Source organism: Paenibacillus sp. J22R160, from assembly GCF_059692135.1.
Genome location: NZ_JCAUAU010000021.1, coordinates 1 through 17,173, shown reverse-complemented (window position 1 = coordinate 17,173; position 17,173 = coordinate 1). Strand labels below are relative to the sequence as shown.

Here is a 17,173-nt window from a genome sequence, read left to right as displayed (position 1 = left end):
AGTCAATGAAGTGCCCATTCAAGGTTAAAAAAAGCCGCGAAGACATGATTCCTCGCGGGCATTTCTATTGGATTCCACGAAATGTCTTACGAAAGTCACTAGGTCTCACACTGGTTTTGCTTTGGAATAGGTTCGAAAAATAATGAGGATCGACATAGCCAAGTGTGTATCCAATTTCACTTATGGTTAGTTGAGTGTCTAACAGCATGCGTTTAGCAGACTCAATCTTTTTGGTGATGACATAGTTATAGATGGTAGTTCCTACCTCTCTTTTAAATAAGCGATTCAAGTGTCTGTTAGAAACGCCAATTTGTGAGGAGAGTTGTGCCTTGTCGAAAGGTGAGAGGACAATATTATCCAGAAATTGTTTAATTGATTGAACCGTTGATGTTAACGTATCGCCTTGATTACGCAAAGTCTCAGAGAGACAAACGATGATTCGCATGAGGATGACCTGAAACTCAGTTTGCATTTCCAGAGCGGATCTGTACTTAGCGCTATCAATAGCTCCCCGAAAAAGTGGTTCTAATCCGCTATTCTGAATGACGATATGGGGAAGCAATTGATAAGCCTCAAGCATCTTAAGAATCCAGTTTCCGCTAATGTTTAGCCATATGTAGCTCCATTGCTCCTCGTTCTTAGGGTCCGAGACAACTTCATGATAGCAGCCTGCAGGAAGGATGAAAACGTCTCCCTGACGAGCAATCAAGGTTTGTGTACCCGCCGTAACGCTTCCTTGTCCTGAGCATACAAAACCGAAAACGGTAACCTTCGCAAGCTCTCGAATATTGCAGTAATCCGAATCGCAGTAATTTACTCCCAAGAACTGTACGCTCAGTGGAGGAGGCTCTCCAACCTGCGGCAGGTGGTATATAGGACCTTGCTTCCGGAGTTTATTCATTATCTTCATCCTCATTAGGCATGCCAAACTCGAGGCATTGCCATAGACTCTTTGCCGAGTTCCGCCCATATATATTTCAATAAAAGCTCCGATTTAAGGGTTTGGAATTCGGGAAGATTCCATAAGTTGCGGATTTCGCCCGGATCTTCTTGTAAATCAAATACTTCCCCATAGGATTGGTTATAGTACACGGTAATTTTGTATCTTTCATCTACATAGGTTTTTTGATGAATCGTCGTCGGGGTATGACGAAACTCGCAGATCGCATGATCCCTGACTTGACTTTTCTGACCGCGCCAAACTTGGGACTGATCTAAACCCGTCATATGGTGGGGAATCGTAATGCCGCATAGCGAGAGAAAGGTAGGTGCCAAATCGACCAATGACTGAATGGCAGGCGAAGTTGCGCCAGCTGGAACTTGACCAGGATACCGAACAATGAATGGAATTTTGATGAGATCTTCGTAATGGAAGCCGCCTTTGGCCTGGAGGCCATGTTGACCATAGAAGTGCCCATGATCCGTTGTAAATACCACGATTGTATTATCCGCGAGCCCTAACTCATCGAGCTTACCCAGGATATTCCCAATGTATTTGTCCATTAGACTGATCATGCCGTAGTAGGTTGCTACCAGCTGTTTACGGTCATGCTCGGAATATAGAGCTGAATGGGAGTGATAGCCGTGCACCGCAAATTCTCCCTCATTCCAAGGCTCAAAATCGGGATTCTCCATTTGAGTTAAATGAAAATGAGGTGGATTCTGATCATGCTCACCAGGAGTAACGGTAGGAATGGTCAGTTGACTAGGATCATACATCGTATCCCAAGGTTCAGGCGCCAAATAATCCGGGTGAGGATCAAAGAAGCTGGACCAAAGGAAAAAGCTTTGATCTTGTTCCTTATATTGCTCTAGAAGAGCGTTGGTCCTCTCGGCAATCCAGGTATTGTAGTGATATTTCTCTGGAATAGGCCATTTATGAAGAATGGAGCGATCCATCGTACCGGTTGGCGGCAAGAAATAGTCACGCCAGTTCATGCAGCCTTTTTCTTCCATCCAAAGGGCATAATGTTGGCCAACATGCGCTTCATTCGTATGATTACGAGCCAGCTCTACATGATCAAAGCCGTAGAAAGGTCCGTTATTCTTTTTCCAGAAATCAAGATCTTGTAAGATCGGATAGGCTTCGAGAGATGGATATTGTTCAGTGGAAACCAAAGGTTGAAAATGAGCTTTCCCAACAAGTGCAGAGTTGTATCCGGCTTCACGAAAATCTTCACCGACCGTATGAACATTCTCTAATAGCTTCGTGCCAAGAGTCCATGCTCCATGCTGACTCGGATACATGCCTGTAATGATAGAGGCCCTAGTCGGCGTACAAGTGGGGTTTGGACAATAGGAGCGTTTAAATGTAGTTCCTTCTTTCACCAAACGATCCAGATTCGGCGTCTTAATTTCCGAGTTAAAAGCACCTAGCGTATTCCAATGCTGCTGATCACTTGTAATTAACAAAATATTAGGTTTCTTCATTTAATCATTCCTCCAATTATCATACTTATCTATTAACAATAAGGTTAAATTTCTGAAATGGAAATATCACAGTTTCGTGTTCATTTAACATTTTGTTAGGTTTGATATGCTTGAAGTAGTAAGATATAAGGCATAAGGATGGAATCAAAGTGAACGGAATTATCTATCATGTTGTGAGGTGAAAATACAATGCAGGAATTTATGCACGAATATGCACAACACTATTATCTGAATCCCAATGAGTTTACAAAAATGAGTGGCTTATGGTGTATCCGCCTTGGGCATAACGTTGCCAAACCGAACTATCAGGTCGGGCCCAAAAGAATTGAATGCTACAGCTTGCATTTTGTGCTGGAAGGTCAATTACTTCTTCACTATGAAGATAGGGAAGCGATTCTTCAACCGGAGGATATGTGCTGCTTCTTCCCCGATGAATCGTATTCATACCGTATTTATGAACCGGAGGAGACATTAAAGCTTATCTGGCTAGCTTTTCAAGGCCCTCAGGCCTCGTCGCTGCTGAATGCACTAGGATTAACTAAGAAAACTCCATTTCTACGTGCAAAATGCAGTAAGGAAATCTGGACAAAACTACATGCCTTACTTCAATTCGTCTCAGACCAGCCGGATGGAGCCGAGGATATCGGCTTTTCAGCGGAGCTTCAGGAAAAGCTGTATGGTATCTTTGCCTTCCTAATGAAAGTGGGAGGGACATTAAACGAGGGCAAAAGTAATGTAGATGACATCCCTTGGTTAAAGCGTTCACTTGATTTCATGCAACTGCATGCAATGGAAGGAATCAGTATCAAAGAGGTTGCTGAAGAAGCAGGGGTACATAGATCATACTTTTCTGATATCTTCAAGAAGCGGATAGGCGTATCACCAAACCGTTACTTATATCGTCTCAAAATGGAAAAGGCTTCAGCGTTAATCTCTTTAAAGGATCGGAGTATAACGGAGGTTGCTTATAGTGTCGGTTATCCGAGTCTATATTCGTTCTCAAGAGCATTTCGCAATTATTATGGCTATTCTCCAGAGAATAAGCCCTGACATCGATTCCTCTCACTACTTGAGCTAGGGAAGTGATGTCCGTTTTCCTCACCTAACGCGCAGCTTTCTATATTAAGAGTTTCTACAAAGCACGATATACTTATCTTAGGAACTCGGTGATTAGGAAAGGAAGGATACCATGAAGAGCGATTTTGTCGTGCAGCCTCCACATCCCGAAACGGAATGGGCTGCCTGTACGAGCTATTCTGAGACTGCGGTAAGGATTGAACGAATCATAGATGTTTCATTGAAAGATGCGAATATCTGCAAGGGGCCAGATCATGTGTATTATTTGACTGGGACGATGGATGGCGCGAATGTGGAGGTGTGGACTTCAACGGATTTGAAGACATGGACAGAACCAGTAGCTATATGGCGCCTGGAACAAGAGGAGACATGGCAAAAGGAGGTCGCAGGCTCAACTGGCATTTCTGCGCCGGAAATTCATTATCTGAAAGGAACGTTCTGGGTTACTTACGGATTAGTCCAAGGCGGTACCGGCTTGCTTAAGAGCACTTCGGATTCCGTCATGGGGCCGTACGCGGACATGGGGAAAATGACAACGGATGGGCAGGATGCCTCTATATTTGAGGATGAAGACGGAGCTGTCTATTGGGTTTACAGGAATGGTCAGATTGCTCGGATGACAGAGGATTTGACGGGCCTTGCAGAAACTCCGAGGATGGTCGAGGTGCAGCCTTGGAAAGTCGCAGGACGAGAGGATGATCCTTCGTACGCGAGCAATCTTCAAGTTGGAGCGTATGGCGCATTTTTATACAAGCGGGATGGGTACTACTTTATGTTTTGTGCGGATCTTTTTAACCGGATGAGCAGCGAGGCCGCAGATACGTTCGTTGCCGTGAGTCAATCGATCTATGGTCCCTACAGCCGGCGGTACTTGGCGCTCCCCCATGGTGGACAAATAAGTTTATTCGATGGACCGGAGCATCGGCTTTATGCCTCTTTTACAGGAAGTGGCAGTTATTCACTTGTTGAACATTATCCAGCTGTCGTTCCAATGACACTAGCTAGTCCAGGATTTATAAGACCGACGGAGGAAGCGGTGCTGGAGAAAGGAGCAATGGGGACTCTCAAACCCATAGCGGACTTTCCTATCCGAGATCCTCATATAAGTACTGGTCCTGATGGCACCTATTATATGACGGGGACGTCCGATAAGCCGCATCGTAACTTTTGGGATCGGAATGATCAGTTACACGTGTGGAGCTCATCTAATTTGCAGGAATGGCATCATGTAGCGAAGGTATGGGATCTATCCGAGAACGGTACATGGGAGAACAACATCTATCAGAATCCGTGTCTCTGGGCACCTGAGATGATCTATCTGTATGGGACATTTTGGATCACCTATTCACTGCAAGGCGGGGGCACCGGGTTAATCAAAAGCGTGTCAGGACACGCGGAAGGTCCTTATATCGATATGGGGCGTATGACGAATACGGATATCGATTCAAGCTTTTTCCTAGATAGGGATGGCGAGGTGTATTTTGTATGGCAGGACGGGAAAATTGCCCGGATGAAAAAGAACATGACGGGATTCGCGGAAGAGCCCCGCAATCTGCTGTGCTCAGACGGACAGCGCGTCGGCTATGAAGGCGCTTTTATCGTGAAGCACAAAGGGAAGTATATCCTCGGTGCGGCGGAATGGAATGGCGACAAACGGGTAGACGGCACTTATGATTTGATGTATGCCGTAGCAGATTACATATACGGCCCATATACCCCCAGACGTGTGGGGGTGCCTCATGGCGGCCACGGAACGATGTTTATCGATCATGACGGCAGACTTTGGTCCACTTTTTTTGGAAACGATCGTACGGCACCATTTCGGACGCGTCCGGGAATCGTTCTTCTTGAAGTGGAAGAAGATGAACAAGGGCTATGCATAACGCCTTGTTGTGAGTAAGATATAAGCATGAATCAAGCTCGGGCTTCCGGGCAGGGTTCATGTTTTTTTCTAATCTTAGCGCAATTGAAAGGAGTACTTACCCATGAAGTTTTCCTCCTTGAAGAAGTTAATTTCACCCACAGTAAGCATACAGGGGAAAATCTTCGTCGCCTTCAGTCTGGTTACCTTGCTTGGCATTGTGGCGGTGACGAGCATTGTTTATTTGTACATGAGAGAAACAGTCAAGAACAATGCGATCACGTCTGTTACAGAGAGTATCCGTCAGGCAGACGAGTCCTTGAATCTCCGATTAGAAGAAGTCAGCCGACTAAATACGGTAGTTGCTACCAACAAAACCGTGCTGGACACGCTGCTTAGCAAGACGGAGGAACCAAGCTATGAGTGGTTCCAGGAGCAAAAACGGATCGAGGAGTTTTTATCCGCCCTGATTGCCTATAAGCCGTATATATCGCGTGTTGCCGTAATTGGTCTGAACGAAAAAGTATTTTTCGTTGGCTCCCCTTGGCTCGACAAGAACATTTTATTCACACCGATGATGGACGATTTGCTTCAAAATGGATCGGGTCATGCTTATTTTCATCAAACCGGCTTTAACAATTCCATTGTGACTGGGCGCGAACTCCGTTATAACCGGTATTTAATCGGTATGGTCATGTTCGATCTGAATGATGAGATCGTTAAGAAAATATATGATGTCAAACCTACATCGGACAGTATGTTATATGTCGTAGACAGGAAAAACGAGTTCATTTATCAACCGAGTACTAGCGCTCTAGATAAAGAAACGATTATTAAGCTCAATCAGGAGCTTAGCGGTACAGACGGTTCGGTTGAAAGAATAATTAACCAAACCTCGTTCCTAGTCGTCATGCGGAAATCAGAGTATACGGGGTGGTCCACGCTTGCGCTCGTTCCCATGAAGTCGCTATTAACCGAAACGGCGCATATCCGTAAAATTCTAGCCACAGTAGCCATTATTGTGTTTATCATCATTGTCATCGCCACCTTACAGGTTTCTTCCAGAATGACGAGGAATATTCGCAGGTTGAGATCGATGATGATGCATGTCATGGAAGGCAATATGTCGCTGCCCACGGTGGAGATTCACTCCAAGGATGAAATTGGTCAGCTTTATCAAGTTTTCAAAAGCATGGTGGAACAATTAAAGCGTTTACTAGAGGGTATCATGACAACGGAGAAGGAGAAGCGTGAAGCGGAATTAGCTGTTTTGCAAGCTCAAATTCGTCCTCATTTTCTATATAACACACTGAATACGGTTAAATATTTAGCTAAGCTAAACGGAGTGCCGAACATTGTTGAGGTATCCGAATCTTTGATTGAGCTCATGCGAGGTGTACTTGGAAATACGAATGAATTTCTCACGCTGCAAGAAGAACTGCAGTATGTCCGTAGTTACGTTACGATTGAAAAATACAAATACGTGGAACCTGTTCATCTGAATATCGAAGTCGAAAATGAAGAGCTTTTACAACTTAGCGTGTTGAAACTGATGCTCCAGCCTCTTGTGGAAAACGCTATCATTCATGGGCTATCAGACTCTGGGTGTGAAGGAGAAGTGTTGATTCGCATCTACGTGGAGAGAAAGGAATTGAGAATCGATGTCCGAGATAACGGTAGAGGTATGTCGAAAGAACAGATCCATGCGCTCTTCGAAGCCAACACAAATACACGCTTCAGCGGCATGGGCGTACGCAATGTGCACGAGCGTATCGTTCGCCTTTTCGGGGAGCCTTACGGTGTCTTTCTAGACAGTGAACCAGATGCGTATACGACTGTTCAGATCAGATTTCCATTGATAACTCGAATAGAACAGGAGGGGGAGAACCATGTTTGAGGTATTATTGGTTGACGATGAAGCATTGGCACGCAACGATGTGAAGGGGATGCTGGACTGGGAAAAGCATGGCTTCACCATTTGCGGGGAAGCGCAGAACGGCGCTATAGCCCTTTCTATGATGGAGCAGCATCCTCCGCACATTGCGATTTTGGATGTGAGCATGCCGACTATGAATGGGGTAGAGCTCAGTCGTAGGATCAGAGACAATTTTCCGAAGGTTAAAATGATCATGCTGAGCAGCTTTGACGATTTCGATTATGTTCGCACTTGTCTCATGAATGGGGCAATGGATTATTTGCTCAAACATCGCTTGAACGCGAGAGCGCTCTTGGCGCTTCTGGAACAAGCAGTCTTGGAGCTGCAGAGTGAAGCGCGGGAACATAAGGTTCGCAGCGAACAAACTCAAATCATCGAGAGCCTAAGTCCAGTAATTCTTCGTGAACATGTGGCGAATTTGGCTAGAGATGTGGAAGATGCCGAAGAATCACTGTTGGCCTATGTCAAAGACAATGACCTCTACACGCATGCCGTCAATTATGGTACTGCAGCGGTTCAAATCGTACCCTTCCTGTTATTGACGGAGTTGTTTAATGACGTCCAGAAAAATAGATTCGTCCAGCAAGCGACAGATGTGATGCAAATGGCCATAGGCGACGTTCAGAAACGAACGGTAGGATATGTGGGGGAAGGACGATTTATTATTCTGTTTGCATCAGAGGATCGAAGCGAGCTTGCGGTAACAACTCAAATTAATCAAGCCATGTGTGCACTTTCTCACTCCCTGGAGAAATTCCTAAATTTAAAATGTGTCTACATCGCAGGCCCGCGAAGCGGAAGTTTAAAGCAGCTTGTTGCCAGTTATCGCAAGGCGGATCAAGATATGGATGATATGTTATATCAAGGTATGCGCCCCTCAGCGCTAAGAGATACTCTCTTTGTAGAAGAGAAGAAGCAATTGCTTCTTTATCTGGAGCAACTCGACGGGGATAGGATTTATCATACCATTACAACTGTTTTTGCTACATTAAGAAACCAACCTGTCTACGCTATGGCGGTACAAATCATAGTCAGCGAAATGCTTCGACTCGTTGAGAGGTCACTGAAACAGCAGTTTTCTCATATCACCAAGGAGGACGTGCAGCTTATCCCCACAAGGAATGAACTTGGGCGAATGAGCCGTGTCTCTGAGATCGAGCAGTGGTTATTAGCTTATTATGCACGTATCGTTGAACTCATTAAGGAACAGCAAGCTGGGGGCACATACTCACGACATATAGCCAAAGCGGTTCATTATATTTCGGATAACTATGCCGCCAACATTTCCTTGGAAAGCACGGCCAGTGCCCTTAATCTAAATCCATCCTACTTAAGCAGGTTGTTCAAAGAGGAAACGCAAATGACGTTCACGGAGTATATCAATCGAGTTCGCATTAAAAAAAGCTGCATGCTCATGGAATCTGGCGCCTACGCGTTGAAACAAATAAGCAGTGAGGTGGGCTTTTTAAGCTATACTTACTTTTTCAAAGTGTTTAAAAGCATGACGGGGATGACGCCGCAAGCGTATATCGATCATTTGAAGACGTCAAAAAAGTAGAATGAAATGTCATATATGTTGAATCTGTAGGGTGAAGTCTTTAATTATAATGAGATCAACCCTTGGAAAACGCTTTCTTGACAGGGTGAAAAACAACATGATCGGAGGAAAGAAAGAATGAAAAGAAATTGGGGGACAGTACTGCTTTCTACTTTAGTTGTTTCCAGTATGACATTAGCGGCTTGCAGCTCGGATACGCCAAGTACAGAGAAAGAAGGCAAATCCAAAGATGAAGCTTCTAGTAATGCTTCTTCGGAGGGATTTCCGATTGTCAAAGATCCGCTGAAGTTGAAAATGTTCACACGTATTGCGCCAGTTAATGGGCCATTCAAAGACATGCCGGTGTTCCAAGATTTTGAGAAAATGAGCAACGTGCAAGTTGAATTCATTGAGGCGCCTACGGATGGTTTTAATGAGAAAAAGAATCTGCTCTTCGCATCAAATGAGCTCCCGGATGCATTGTACCGCTCAGGCCTCACACCTTTAGAAGCAATACGTTATGGTTCAGGCGGCCAATTGATTCCTCTCGAGAGTATGATCGATAAGTACGCGCCTAATATCAAAAAGCTTATGGATACTTATCCAGAAATTCGCTCAGCTATTACGACACCTGAAGGCCATATTTATGCCTTGCCTGGTATTGTAACTGTAAACGCTGCCAGAACGGATAAACGCTGGATAAATCAAAACTGGCTGAAGAAGCTGAACCTGAAAGAACCTGAGACCACGGACGATCTGTATGAGGTACTGAAAGCTTTCCGGGATAAAGATCCGAATGGCAACGGCAAACAGGATGAGATCCCAATGACAGCGCGCAACGGCTTGAGTATTGTTCCTATCATGGCTGGATCTTTTGGTTTGGATTTTCAGTTGGGATATAACATTAATTTGGATAATGACAAAGTTAATATTTGGATGGGGAACGATCGGAACAAAGAATTATTGATGTACCTGAACAAGCTGTATTCGGAGAAATTACTTGATTCAGAGCTCTTTACGCAGAAGGAAGCTCAGTATTTGGCTAAGCAAGGCTCAGCAAATACCGGTTTCTTCTTTGATCAGACGAACAATCCGATGTTAGATACGAAAGTTGCGGATCAATACATCGGTATAGCTCCAGTGAAAGGGCCGCATGGTGATAGATTGCAGCTGGCATCTCCAGTTCCAAGGGATTTTGGTGCTTTTGCGATCACCTCCGTGAACAAGAATCCCGAAGCTACGCTGCGTTGGGTTGATTATTTCTACGGAGATGAGGGTTCTACTTTGCTGCGCTTCGGTCGCAAGGGCGAGCACTATGAATTGCGTGATGGAATTCCATTTTATACGGATGCCTTCCTGAATTCGGGTAATCAAGGCAAAATCACGCCGTACGCCGGAGGAGGAGCGCCACATTTGATCAGTGAGAAAGTGGCTTCTTTCATCAATCCGCCTCAGGTTCAGGAAGCTCAAAAGAAGTTGGATCCGTACATGCCGAAAATTCGCTATGCATCACCGATGTTTGATGAGCAAACGGCCCAACAAATTAATATTCTACGAAATGATATTGATAAATATTACGAAGAGCAGAGCACGAAGTTTATCGCGGGTGCTCTTAGTTTCGATAAGTGGGGCGAGTTTCAGAGCACGCTGAAGAAAATGAAAATTGACGAGCTTCAGAAGTTGTATCAGGACGCTTACGATAAACTCAAACAGCAAAAATAAGCTTTGACGGCTGGAGGGCTACAGATGAACAGTTCGGCAAATACAGCGGGCACTGCGTCTCGATCCAAGTCGAGGCGCTCCAGCCTCTTGAAATCGGTGACTAGTCGGTATGATCTCTACCTTATGCTGCTCATTCCAATAGTATGGTATCTTGTGTTCCATTATGGGCCATTGTATGGACTACAAATCGCTTTCAAAAACTTCAGCCCGGCGAAAGGCATCAATGGCAGTGCATGGGTTGGGCTCGATCATTTCAAACGGTTTGTAGAGTCTTATTATTTCTGGAGACTACTGTGGAACACGATTTCGATCAACTTATTTTCCTTATTATTTGCATTTCCGATCCCGATCCTGCTTGCTTTGTTGGTGACGGAAATCCGCAATAAAGCATTCAGTAAGATCGTGCAAAACATTACGTATATCCCGCATTTTATTTCTATCGTCGTAATGGTTGGGATGCTTATGCTCTTTTTATCTCCACGAGGCGGTCCTGTGAATACGATCATTGAGGCTATTGGCGGAGAGCCCGTTCGTTTTCTCGATTCTGCTGGCTGGTTTAAATCCATTTTTATCAGCTCAAATATTTGGCAGAACATGGGGTGGCAATCCATTATTTATATTGCAGCCCTGAGCGGAGTTAATCAGCAGCTGTATGAAGCCGCTAAAATGGATGGTGCAAGCCGGCTGCGACGCATCTGGCACGTATCCATACCGGGCATTCTGCCGGTTATCGTTATTTTGTTGATTCTCGACGTGGGCCACTTTATGAATGTTGGGTTTGAGAAAATTTTGCTCATGCAAAATAATTTGAATTTGGAATCCAGTGATGTGATCTCTACTTTCGTCTACTCGACAGGCATTTTGAAAGGCGAGTATAGCTATACAGCGGCCATAGGATTGTTCAATTCCCTTATCAACCTTGCGCTGCTTATCCTCGTGAATCGCTTTGCCCGTAAAAAAGCGGAGACAAGTTTATGGTAGGAGGGGCCGAGTGATGCAGATGCAAACGCTCACAAAGAGGAGCTCGGATGAAAAATTTTTTAATGCTGTCGTAAACGTATTGGCTGCTATTATTGTGGTTGTCGTGCTGTATCCGCTGATCTTTATCGTTAGCGCCTCATTCAGTGATCCTGCACTAGTGCTGAATGGCGACGTCATTTTGCTGCCCAAGCAAATTACATTAGAAGCATACCGGAACGTTTTTCATAACGATCAAATTTGGAACGGCTATGGAAATACCATTCTGTATACGTTAATCGGAACGGCGATTAACCTGATGATGACGACACTTGCGGCATACCCGCTGTCAAGACCGGATTTACCTGGGCGTGGTGGCATTATGTTTTTCGTTACGCTTACTATGTTTTTCAGCGGGGGGCTCATTCCGTCCTATCTCCTCGTGAAAAATTTAGGCATGGTGGATACGATGTGGGCATTAGTCATCCCTGGTGCAATTGCCACTTATAATTTGATTGTCATGCGAACGTATTTTCAAACCAGCATCCCTTGGGAGATTCAAGAAGCAGCAAATATCGACGGATGTTCGAATTGGAAACTGTTGACCCACGTGATTTTACCGTTATCGAAACCGATTATGGCCGTCATGATCCTTTTTTACGCCGTAGGTCATTGGAACTCATACTTTAATGCCTTAATCTATATTCGCAATAAGGATATGTATCCGTTGCAGCTCGTGCTGCGTGAAGTGCTCATGGTCAGTTCGTCGGATGCAGCCGACAGTAATGTGGGGTTGGAATCCAAAGTGCTGTTAGCTGAAAGCATCAAATATGTAGTTATTATCATTTCCAGTTTGCCGGTACTGTTGATGTATCCATTCGTACAGCGGCATTTTGTGAAGGGCGTTATGATTGGTTCATTAAAAGGATAGATCGTGAAAGGAAGCGTTGCTTTTATGGTGCAATCTAGAGCTAGCATTCAAGTGAATACAAATCAAGTTGGTACTAGCCAAATTAATCCGTACTTATTCGGTCATTTTGTGGAGGATATCCGCGATCATATGGATGCGATGTTAGCTTATCCTCTGAGAGATATGGATTTTGAAAGTATGGATGTAGCGTATAGGGGACTTTCTGGAAGCTGGCGACCTTATACAAATGGGAAAAGTACAATATATGGTCTTGAACCTGCGGCTGTGCATCATTCTGGTCATAGTCAGCGGATTAGAATCTATAGCGACGACGAGGGATATGCAGGAGTTAGCCAAACGATTGCTGTAAAAGAAGATCAAGATGGCTATTCGCTCGCGCTGCATGCAAGAGCTTCTATGGATATCAAGTTTGTTGCGGTGGAAATTGTAGATAAGACGAGTGGCGAAGTGCTAGGACACACGCGAATCGAGATTGAAAGTCATAATTGGAAGCATTATGAAGCTAGTCTCCAAGTAAAGCAGGATTGTGAGCACGCTGAGTTCAGATTATATGTACCCTCGGATCATGAACGTTGGCTTGATCATGTCTCCACAGGGATGCTTTGGCTGGATCATATTTCGCTGCTCCCTTCGAATAGCGTGGGTAATGTTCGCAAAGAAGTGATGGACATGACAAGAGACTTGAACGCCGGCATGATGCGGCTTGCTGGGAATTATATCAGCGCCTATCATTGGCAGCAGGCTATTGGCCCTGTCTATGAGCGACCTGCCGTCGTTAATGAAGCATGGGGAGGCTGGACGAATAAATACTTCGGGACAGACGAGTTTATTGCGTTTTGCCAGGAATTGAAGGTAGAGCCTCTCATCTGTGTAAATGATGGGTCTGGAACGCCGGAAGAAGCAGCGGAGTGGGTTGAATATTGCAATGGCGGTGTGCATACACCGATGGGCAAACTTCGCGCAGCCAATGGGCATCCCGAGCCGTATGACGTGAAATATTGGGAAATCGGGAATGAAGTATGGGGGGCATGGCAGGTGGGCCATTGCACGGCAGAGCAGTTCGCAGAACGCTACATGCGGTTTGCCGAATCCATGAAGGCAGCCGATCCCGATATTAAGCTGTTGGCCTGCGGTGATGACAAAATGGATTGGAACAAAACATTACTAGAACGAGCCGCTGAGCATATTGATTACTTAACCTTGCACTTGTATCACGGATGCAATCGTTTTGGAATGAATCATCGTACGTTAAGTGAAGATCGTTATAAGGCCATCGTTTCTTATCCCGAAATGACAAGAGAAACCGTGCGTCTATCGCGGGAACTGTTCGCATCATCAGTGCGGTATGCCCACATAAAATTAGCGGTAACGGAATACAACACGATGTATTATCCGAACACGATTCGCAAGGGTCTTCCTAATGAGCACACATTAGAAGCAGCTGTAGCGAATGCAGCGAATTTGAATGAATTTATTCGAAATAGCGATTTGATCGAGATCGGCAGTTTCTCCGATCTAGTGAATGGCTGGCTTGGAGGGTGCATCCGGGTTGGGGATTTCTATGCAGATCAGTATCGGGGGAAATCTTCGGGAAGAAGCGAAAATTCCTTAACGGTATATGGCTCGCCGACCTATTATGTCATGAAAATGTACGCGAACCGTGACCTAGGCTATGTAGTTGAAACCCACACCGATTGCGAAAGCTTTAAGGTGGACGGCCCAATCCATGTGCCACATTTGGATGCTTTGCCGAATTTGGATGTCGTGGCTTGTACGAGCATTCGGGGAGATAAACTGACGATTTTTATTGTGAATCGAGCTCTTGAAGACACGATTACGGATATTCAGCTAGATGGTTTTGCTGAAACAGGCACAGCCCGCTTGCTGGAAGTCACTGCGGATCATTATGAAAGCATCAACGATGCGCAAAATCCAGAAACCGTGGTCTGCATAGAGCGTGATCTGCCGATTTTGAAATCGCAAGTGACCTGTCCATTGAAAGCTTCGTCTGTTTACGTATTAGAAATCACTCGCTAATGGGAGTAAAAGATAACCGAATGCGACGATGGAATATAAAAGCATGGATTATGCCGTTGGCTGTGGGTACCGCTATCCTAGTCATTGTGGTTGCTGCTATGCAGCCCCAACTCAGGGGGCGGGAGGAGGCGAACATGATGGAGATAGCCTTGGAGCAAACTTACCAGAATCCCATTGTTTTGGATCAAGAATGGGAGGATTACGGGGTTGGAGATCCTTACATTCTGCGTTTTAACGGTAAATACTACCTGTATTGCAGCACGAAGGACAGAAGAGTCGGCGTTAAGGCTTGGAGTTCGGATGATCTAGTGAATTGGCGCTATGAAGGTGTGGTTACAGAGGAACCCGTCAGTGAAGGTGCGTATGCCCCAGAGGTTGTCTATTGGAACGGAGCGTTCTACATGTACACTTCACCGGCGGGCAAAGGGCATTACGTCTTGCAAAGTGACAAGCCTACCGGACCTTTCGTGAAGAAGACGGATAACTTGGGCTACACGATTGATGGATCTGTTTTTATCGACGATGATGAGAAGTGGTATTTCACTCATGCCAAATTCGGCGGCATTATGATAAGCTCCATGTCCGATCCCTATACAATTGAAGTAGGTAAGCAGTTGAACGCTTCGCTGGGTCATTGGACGGAAGGTTCGATGATCATCAAGCGAAATGGACGCTATTTCCTAACTTACACGGGCAATCATGTCTTTAGTAAGGGCTATAGAGTTAATTACGGTGTGAATCATGAATCTCCCGCAGGTACATATACCATTCCCGAAAATAATCCGATCCTGATTTCTACGGTGAATGATTTCAATGGACTTGGTCACAGCGCGACAATTATGGGACCAGATCTGGATTCTTACTATATTGTCTATCACAATCTGATAGGGCGCTCTGCGGAAGGGCCACCCGTCCGCAATCTGAATCTGGATCGGCTTGTATTCAACGGTGACAAGATGTCTGTGCTTGGTCCGACACATGGAACACCGCAGGAAGTACCTCAAATGCCGGAATTCCGAGATGAGCCAGGCACAGCGCCGTCCAGTGACAAATGGGAGAAGAGCAGCCGATCTGGAGGCGGCGAGGCACTGCTGACACGAATAGGCACCGGAAGCGATTATACAGCTGAGTACAATTTTCAATTGGATCAGCATGTTGGTGTGCCGTCCTTGTTGGAAACCGTATTCGCCTATACGGATGAGGGGAATTACTGGTCGGCACGCATAAAAGAAGCTTCGATGGAGCTCGAGCTCATCAATCGTGTGAACGGCAGCGAGACGATTATTTCTACAAAGAAGCTGCCACAGGGCACCGATCTTACGAAGCTTCATACAATTCGCGTCGAAACAGGAAGGTCAGGTCCGATGGTCTATTGGGACGGGCTCCTCAAGATCGAGCAGTCTGGTGTGGCAGCGAGTGCAGGCCGCATTGGTTATTTGTGGCCGCTAGGAACGCAGCCTTCCCTGCATTATACGGCTTTTTCTAATGAATCGAATGGCAGCAGCGATCAAAAAATGATCAAACCACTGCCCGGTACTGTGGAAGCCGTTCATGGTGTTCAAGACGGTCATCCCGGCATCCGTTCCGGAATGACACCGGACGGCAGTGATGCTGTGATCTTGTCAAGCAAAGGCGATGGACTCAGATACCCGGTCAATATTCGCCAAGACGGGAGCTATCTGCTGGCTGTGAATGTATCCAAAGCATCGGCAGGTTCAACGTTATCGGTGGAAACGAATGGGGTGACGAAGAAAATAAAACTCGAATCCTCCGCCTTTGCAACGGATTCGGATTGGACGAAAATACCGCTCGGGGTATTCGAGTTGCAAAAAGGGACACAATGGCTGAGCTTGCGTCAGGTGAAAGGCGAGATTACGCTGAGGTATGTGGAAGCGAATCTTACCGTGCCAGTGCCGGAACAGTCGGTCATCAAGCCAACGGCAGTAGGAATTGCCAATCGCTTCGGCGGCGAATGGGGCTGGGCAGACTACTCCGTCAGCTTTGATTTGACCATGAAAAAAGCTACACCGGACGAGGCTGGTATTCTACTGAGAACGACGAATGAGTCGGAATTCAAAGACCAGGTCAAAGATGCTTTCATGGGTTATGCGCTTAGGTTTCAGAACCATAAGATCATCCTAAGCCGAGTTAGCTATGAAAATACTATGGAAGAGACATCCGGCTCCCTAACTTTTGAGCCTGGCCAAACGCGAAGGGTTACCGTGAAGCTGAAAGGACCAACGATTGCCGTTTTTTCCGATGCAAGTAAAGAGCCTTTGTTGAGTTGGACGGACCCGAATGCGTTTCTTAATGGGCGTATAGGTTTGCGAGGTGCTTCTCCCGATTGGGTAATATCCCCGCTGACGGTAAATGAGCCTTAGAAGTGATTCTAGAGGCTCATTTTTTTAATTCCTATTAGAATACTCACTATACAGCCAACTTCCATCTCATCAGCCTATATCAAATTTCATAAACCTTCAGGGATGTTCCATTAAGGCGCCTCAACTGGAATAGCTGGAGAAACTACCGTTAATCTGCGCTACTTAGTGACAGCAAATGAAATAGCGGTAGAAGTGCAGCTAGAATAAAGAGTGGACACCTCAATAAGAGAATTCGATAATGAATATATCAGGAGGTGTTCCCATGGGTGAACAACGGAAACGTTATAATGAAGAATTCAAAAAG

At 45.5% G+C, this 17,173-nt stretch carries 11 protein-coding genes; 9 read left to right on the top strand and 2 right to left on the bottom strand.

Going from position 1 to position 17,173, the window contains the following annotated elements; genetic code table 11:
• Positions 1 to 64: 64 nt before the first annotated feature.
• Together AC58UW_RS27455 and AC58UW_RS27450 are read right to left on the bottom strand one after the other, a co-directional pair.
• Positions 65 to 901: an AraC family transcriptional regulator gene (locus AC58UW_RS27455; protein ID WP_497423742.1), complete on the bottom strand. Its 837-nt coding sequence runs from the start codon at positions 899 to 901 to the stop codon at positions 65 to 67.
• A gap of 14 nt (positions 902 to 915) precedes the next feature.
• Entirely contained in the window at positions 916 to 2,430 is a 1,515-nt protein-coding gene (locus tag AC58UW_RS27450) for a sulfatase family protein (RefSeq protein WP_497423741.1), read from the bottom strand.
• 189 nt (positions 2,431 to 2,619) lie between these two features.
• On the opposite strand from AC58UW_RS27450, the gene AC58UW_RS27445 reads away from it, so the two are divergent.
• The 9 genes from AC58UW_RS27445 to AC58UW_RS27405 all read left to right on the top strand — a co-directional run bounded on the left by AC58UW_RS27445 (position 2,620) and on the right by AC58UW_RS27405 (position 16,869).
• A complete protein-coding gene (locus AC58UW_RS27445) occupies positions 2,620 to 3,480 on the top strand; it encodes an AraC family transcriptional regulator (RefSeq protein WP_497423740.1) in 861 nt (286 codons plus the stop codon).
• A gap of 139 nt (positions 3,481 to 3,619) precedes the next feature.
• Positions 3,620 to 5,407: a family 43 glycosylhydrolase gene (locus AC58UW_RS27440; RefSeq protein ID WP_497423739.1), complete on the top strand. Its 1,788-nt coding sequence runs from the start codon at positions 3,620 to 3,622 to the stop codon at positions 5,405 to 5,407.
• Between the two features lie 85 nt (positions 5,408 to 5,492).
• Positions 5,493 to 7,265 (top strand): cache domain-containing sensor histidine kinase, encoded by a 1,773-nt coding sequence (locus AC58UW_RS27435; RefSeq protein WP_497423738.1) that lies wholly within the window; start codon positions 5,493 to 5,495, stop codon positions 7,263 to 7,265.
• On the top strand, positions 7,258 to 8,862 hold the full coding sequence (locus AC58UW_RS27430; protein ID WP_497423737.1) for a response regulator transcription factor: 1,605 nt from the start codon (positions 7,258 to 7,260) through the stop codon (positions 8,860 to 8,862). The genes AC58UW_RS27435 and AC58UW_RS27430 overlap by 8 nt, the downstream gene beginning before the upstream one ends.
• A 117-nt stretch (positions 8,863 to 8,979) precedes the next feature.
• Positions 8,980 to 10,563 carry an extracellular solute-binding protein gene (locus AC58UW_RS27425; RefSeq protein WP_497423736.1) on the top strand — a complete coding sequence of 528 codons (1,584 nt, stop codon included), beginning with the start codon at positions 8,980 to 8,982 and terminating at the stop codon, positions 10,561 to 10,563.
• 24 nt (positions 10,564 to 10,587) lie between these two features.
• On the top strand, positions 10,588 to 11,544 hold the full coding sequence (locus AC58UW_RS27420; protein ID WP_497423735.1) for an ABC transporter permease: 957 nt from the start codon (positions 10,588 to 10,590) through the stop codon (positions 11,542 to 11,544).
• Between the two features lie 19 nt (positions 11,545 to 11,563).
• Positions 11,564 to 12,451 (top strand): carbohydrate ABC transporter permease, encoded by an 888-nt coding sequence (locus AC58UW_RS27415; protein ID WP_497423831.1) that lies wholly within the window; start codon positions 11,564 to 11,566, stop codon positions 12,449 to 12,451.
• Between the two features lie 24 nt (positions 12,452 to 12,475).
• On the top strand, positions 12,476 to 14,488 hold the full coding sequence (locus AC58UW_RS27410) for an alpha-L-arabinofuranosidase family protein (RefSeq protein ID WP_497423734.1): 2,013 nt from the start codon (positions 12,476 to 12,478) through the stop codon (positions 14,486 to 14,488).
• Positions 14,489 to 14,622: 134 nt separating this feature from the next.
• A complete protein-coding gene (locus tag AC58UW_RS27405) occupies positions 14,623 to 16,869 on the top strand; it encodes a family 43 glycosylhydrolase (protein ID WP_497423733.1) in 2,247 nt (748 codons plus the stop codon).
• The last annotated feature ends 304 nt before the right edge of the window (positions 16,870 to 17,173 follow it).

Excerpts from the sequence above, each read along its gene's own strand:
- AC58UW_RS27455 (WP_497423742.1), bottom strand. The coding sequence starts at position 901 with ATGAATAAACTCCGGAAGCAAGGTCCTATATACCACCTGCCGCAGGTT.
- AC58UW_RS27450 (WP_497423741.1), bottom strand. The coding sequence starts at position 2,430 with ATGAAGAAACCTAATATTTTGTTAATTACAAGTGATCAGCAGCATTGG.
- AC58UW_RS27445 (WP_497423740.1), top strand. The coding sequence starts at position 2,620 with ATGCAGGAATTTATGCACGAATATGCACAACACTATTATCTGAATCCC.
- AC58UW_RS27440 (WP_497423739.1), top strand. The coding sequence starts at position 3,620 with ATGAAGAGCGATTTTGTCGTGCAGCCTCCACATCCCGAAACGGAATGG.
- AC58UW_RS27435 (WP_497423738.1), top strand. The coding sequence starts at position 5,493 with ATGAAGTTTTCCTCCTTGAAGAAGTTAATTTCACCCACAGTAAGCATA.
- AC58UW_RS27430 (WP_497423737.1), top strand. The coding sequence starts at position 7,258 with ATGTTTGAGGTATTATTGGTTGACGATGAAGCATTGGCACGCAACGAT.
- AC58UW_RS27425 (WP_497423736.1), top strand. The coding sequence starts at position 8,980 with ATGAAAAGAAATTGGGGGACAGTACTGCTTTCTACTTTAGTTGTTTCC.
- AC58UW_RS27420 (WP_497423735.1), top strand. The coding sequence starts at position 10,588 with ATGAACAGTTCGGCAAATACAGCGGGCACTGCGTCTCGATCCAAGTCG.
- AC58UW_RS27415 (WP_497423831.1), top strand. The coding sequence starts at position 11,564 with ATGCAAACGCTCACAAAGAGGAGCTCGGATGAAAAATTTTTTAATGCT.
- AC58UW_RS27410 (WP_497423734.1), top strand. The coding sequence starts at position 12,476 with ATGGTGCAATCTAGAGCTAGCATTCAAGTGAATACAAATCAAGTTGGT.
- AC58UW_RS27405 (WP_497423733.1), top strand. The coding sequence starts at position 14,623 with ATGATGGAGATAGCCTTGGAGCAAACTTACCAGAATCCCATTGTTTTG.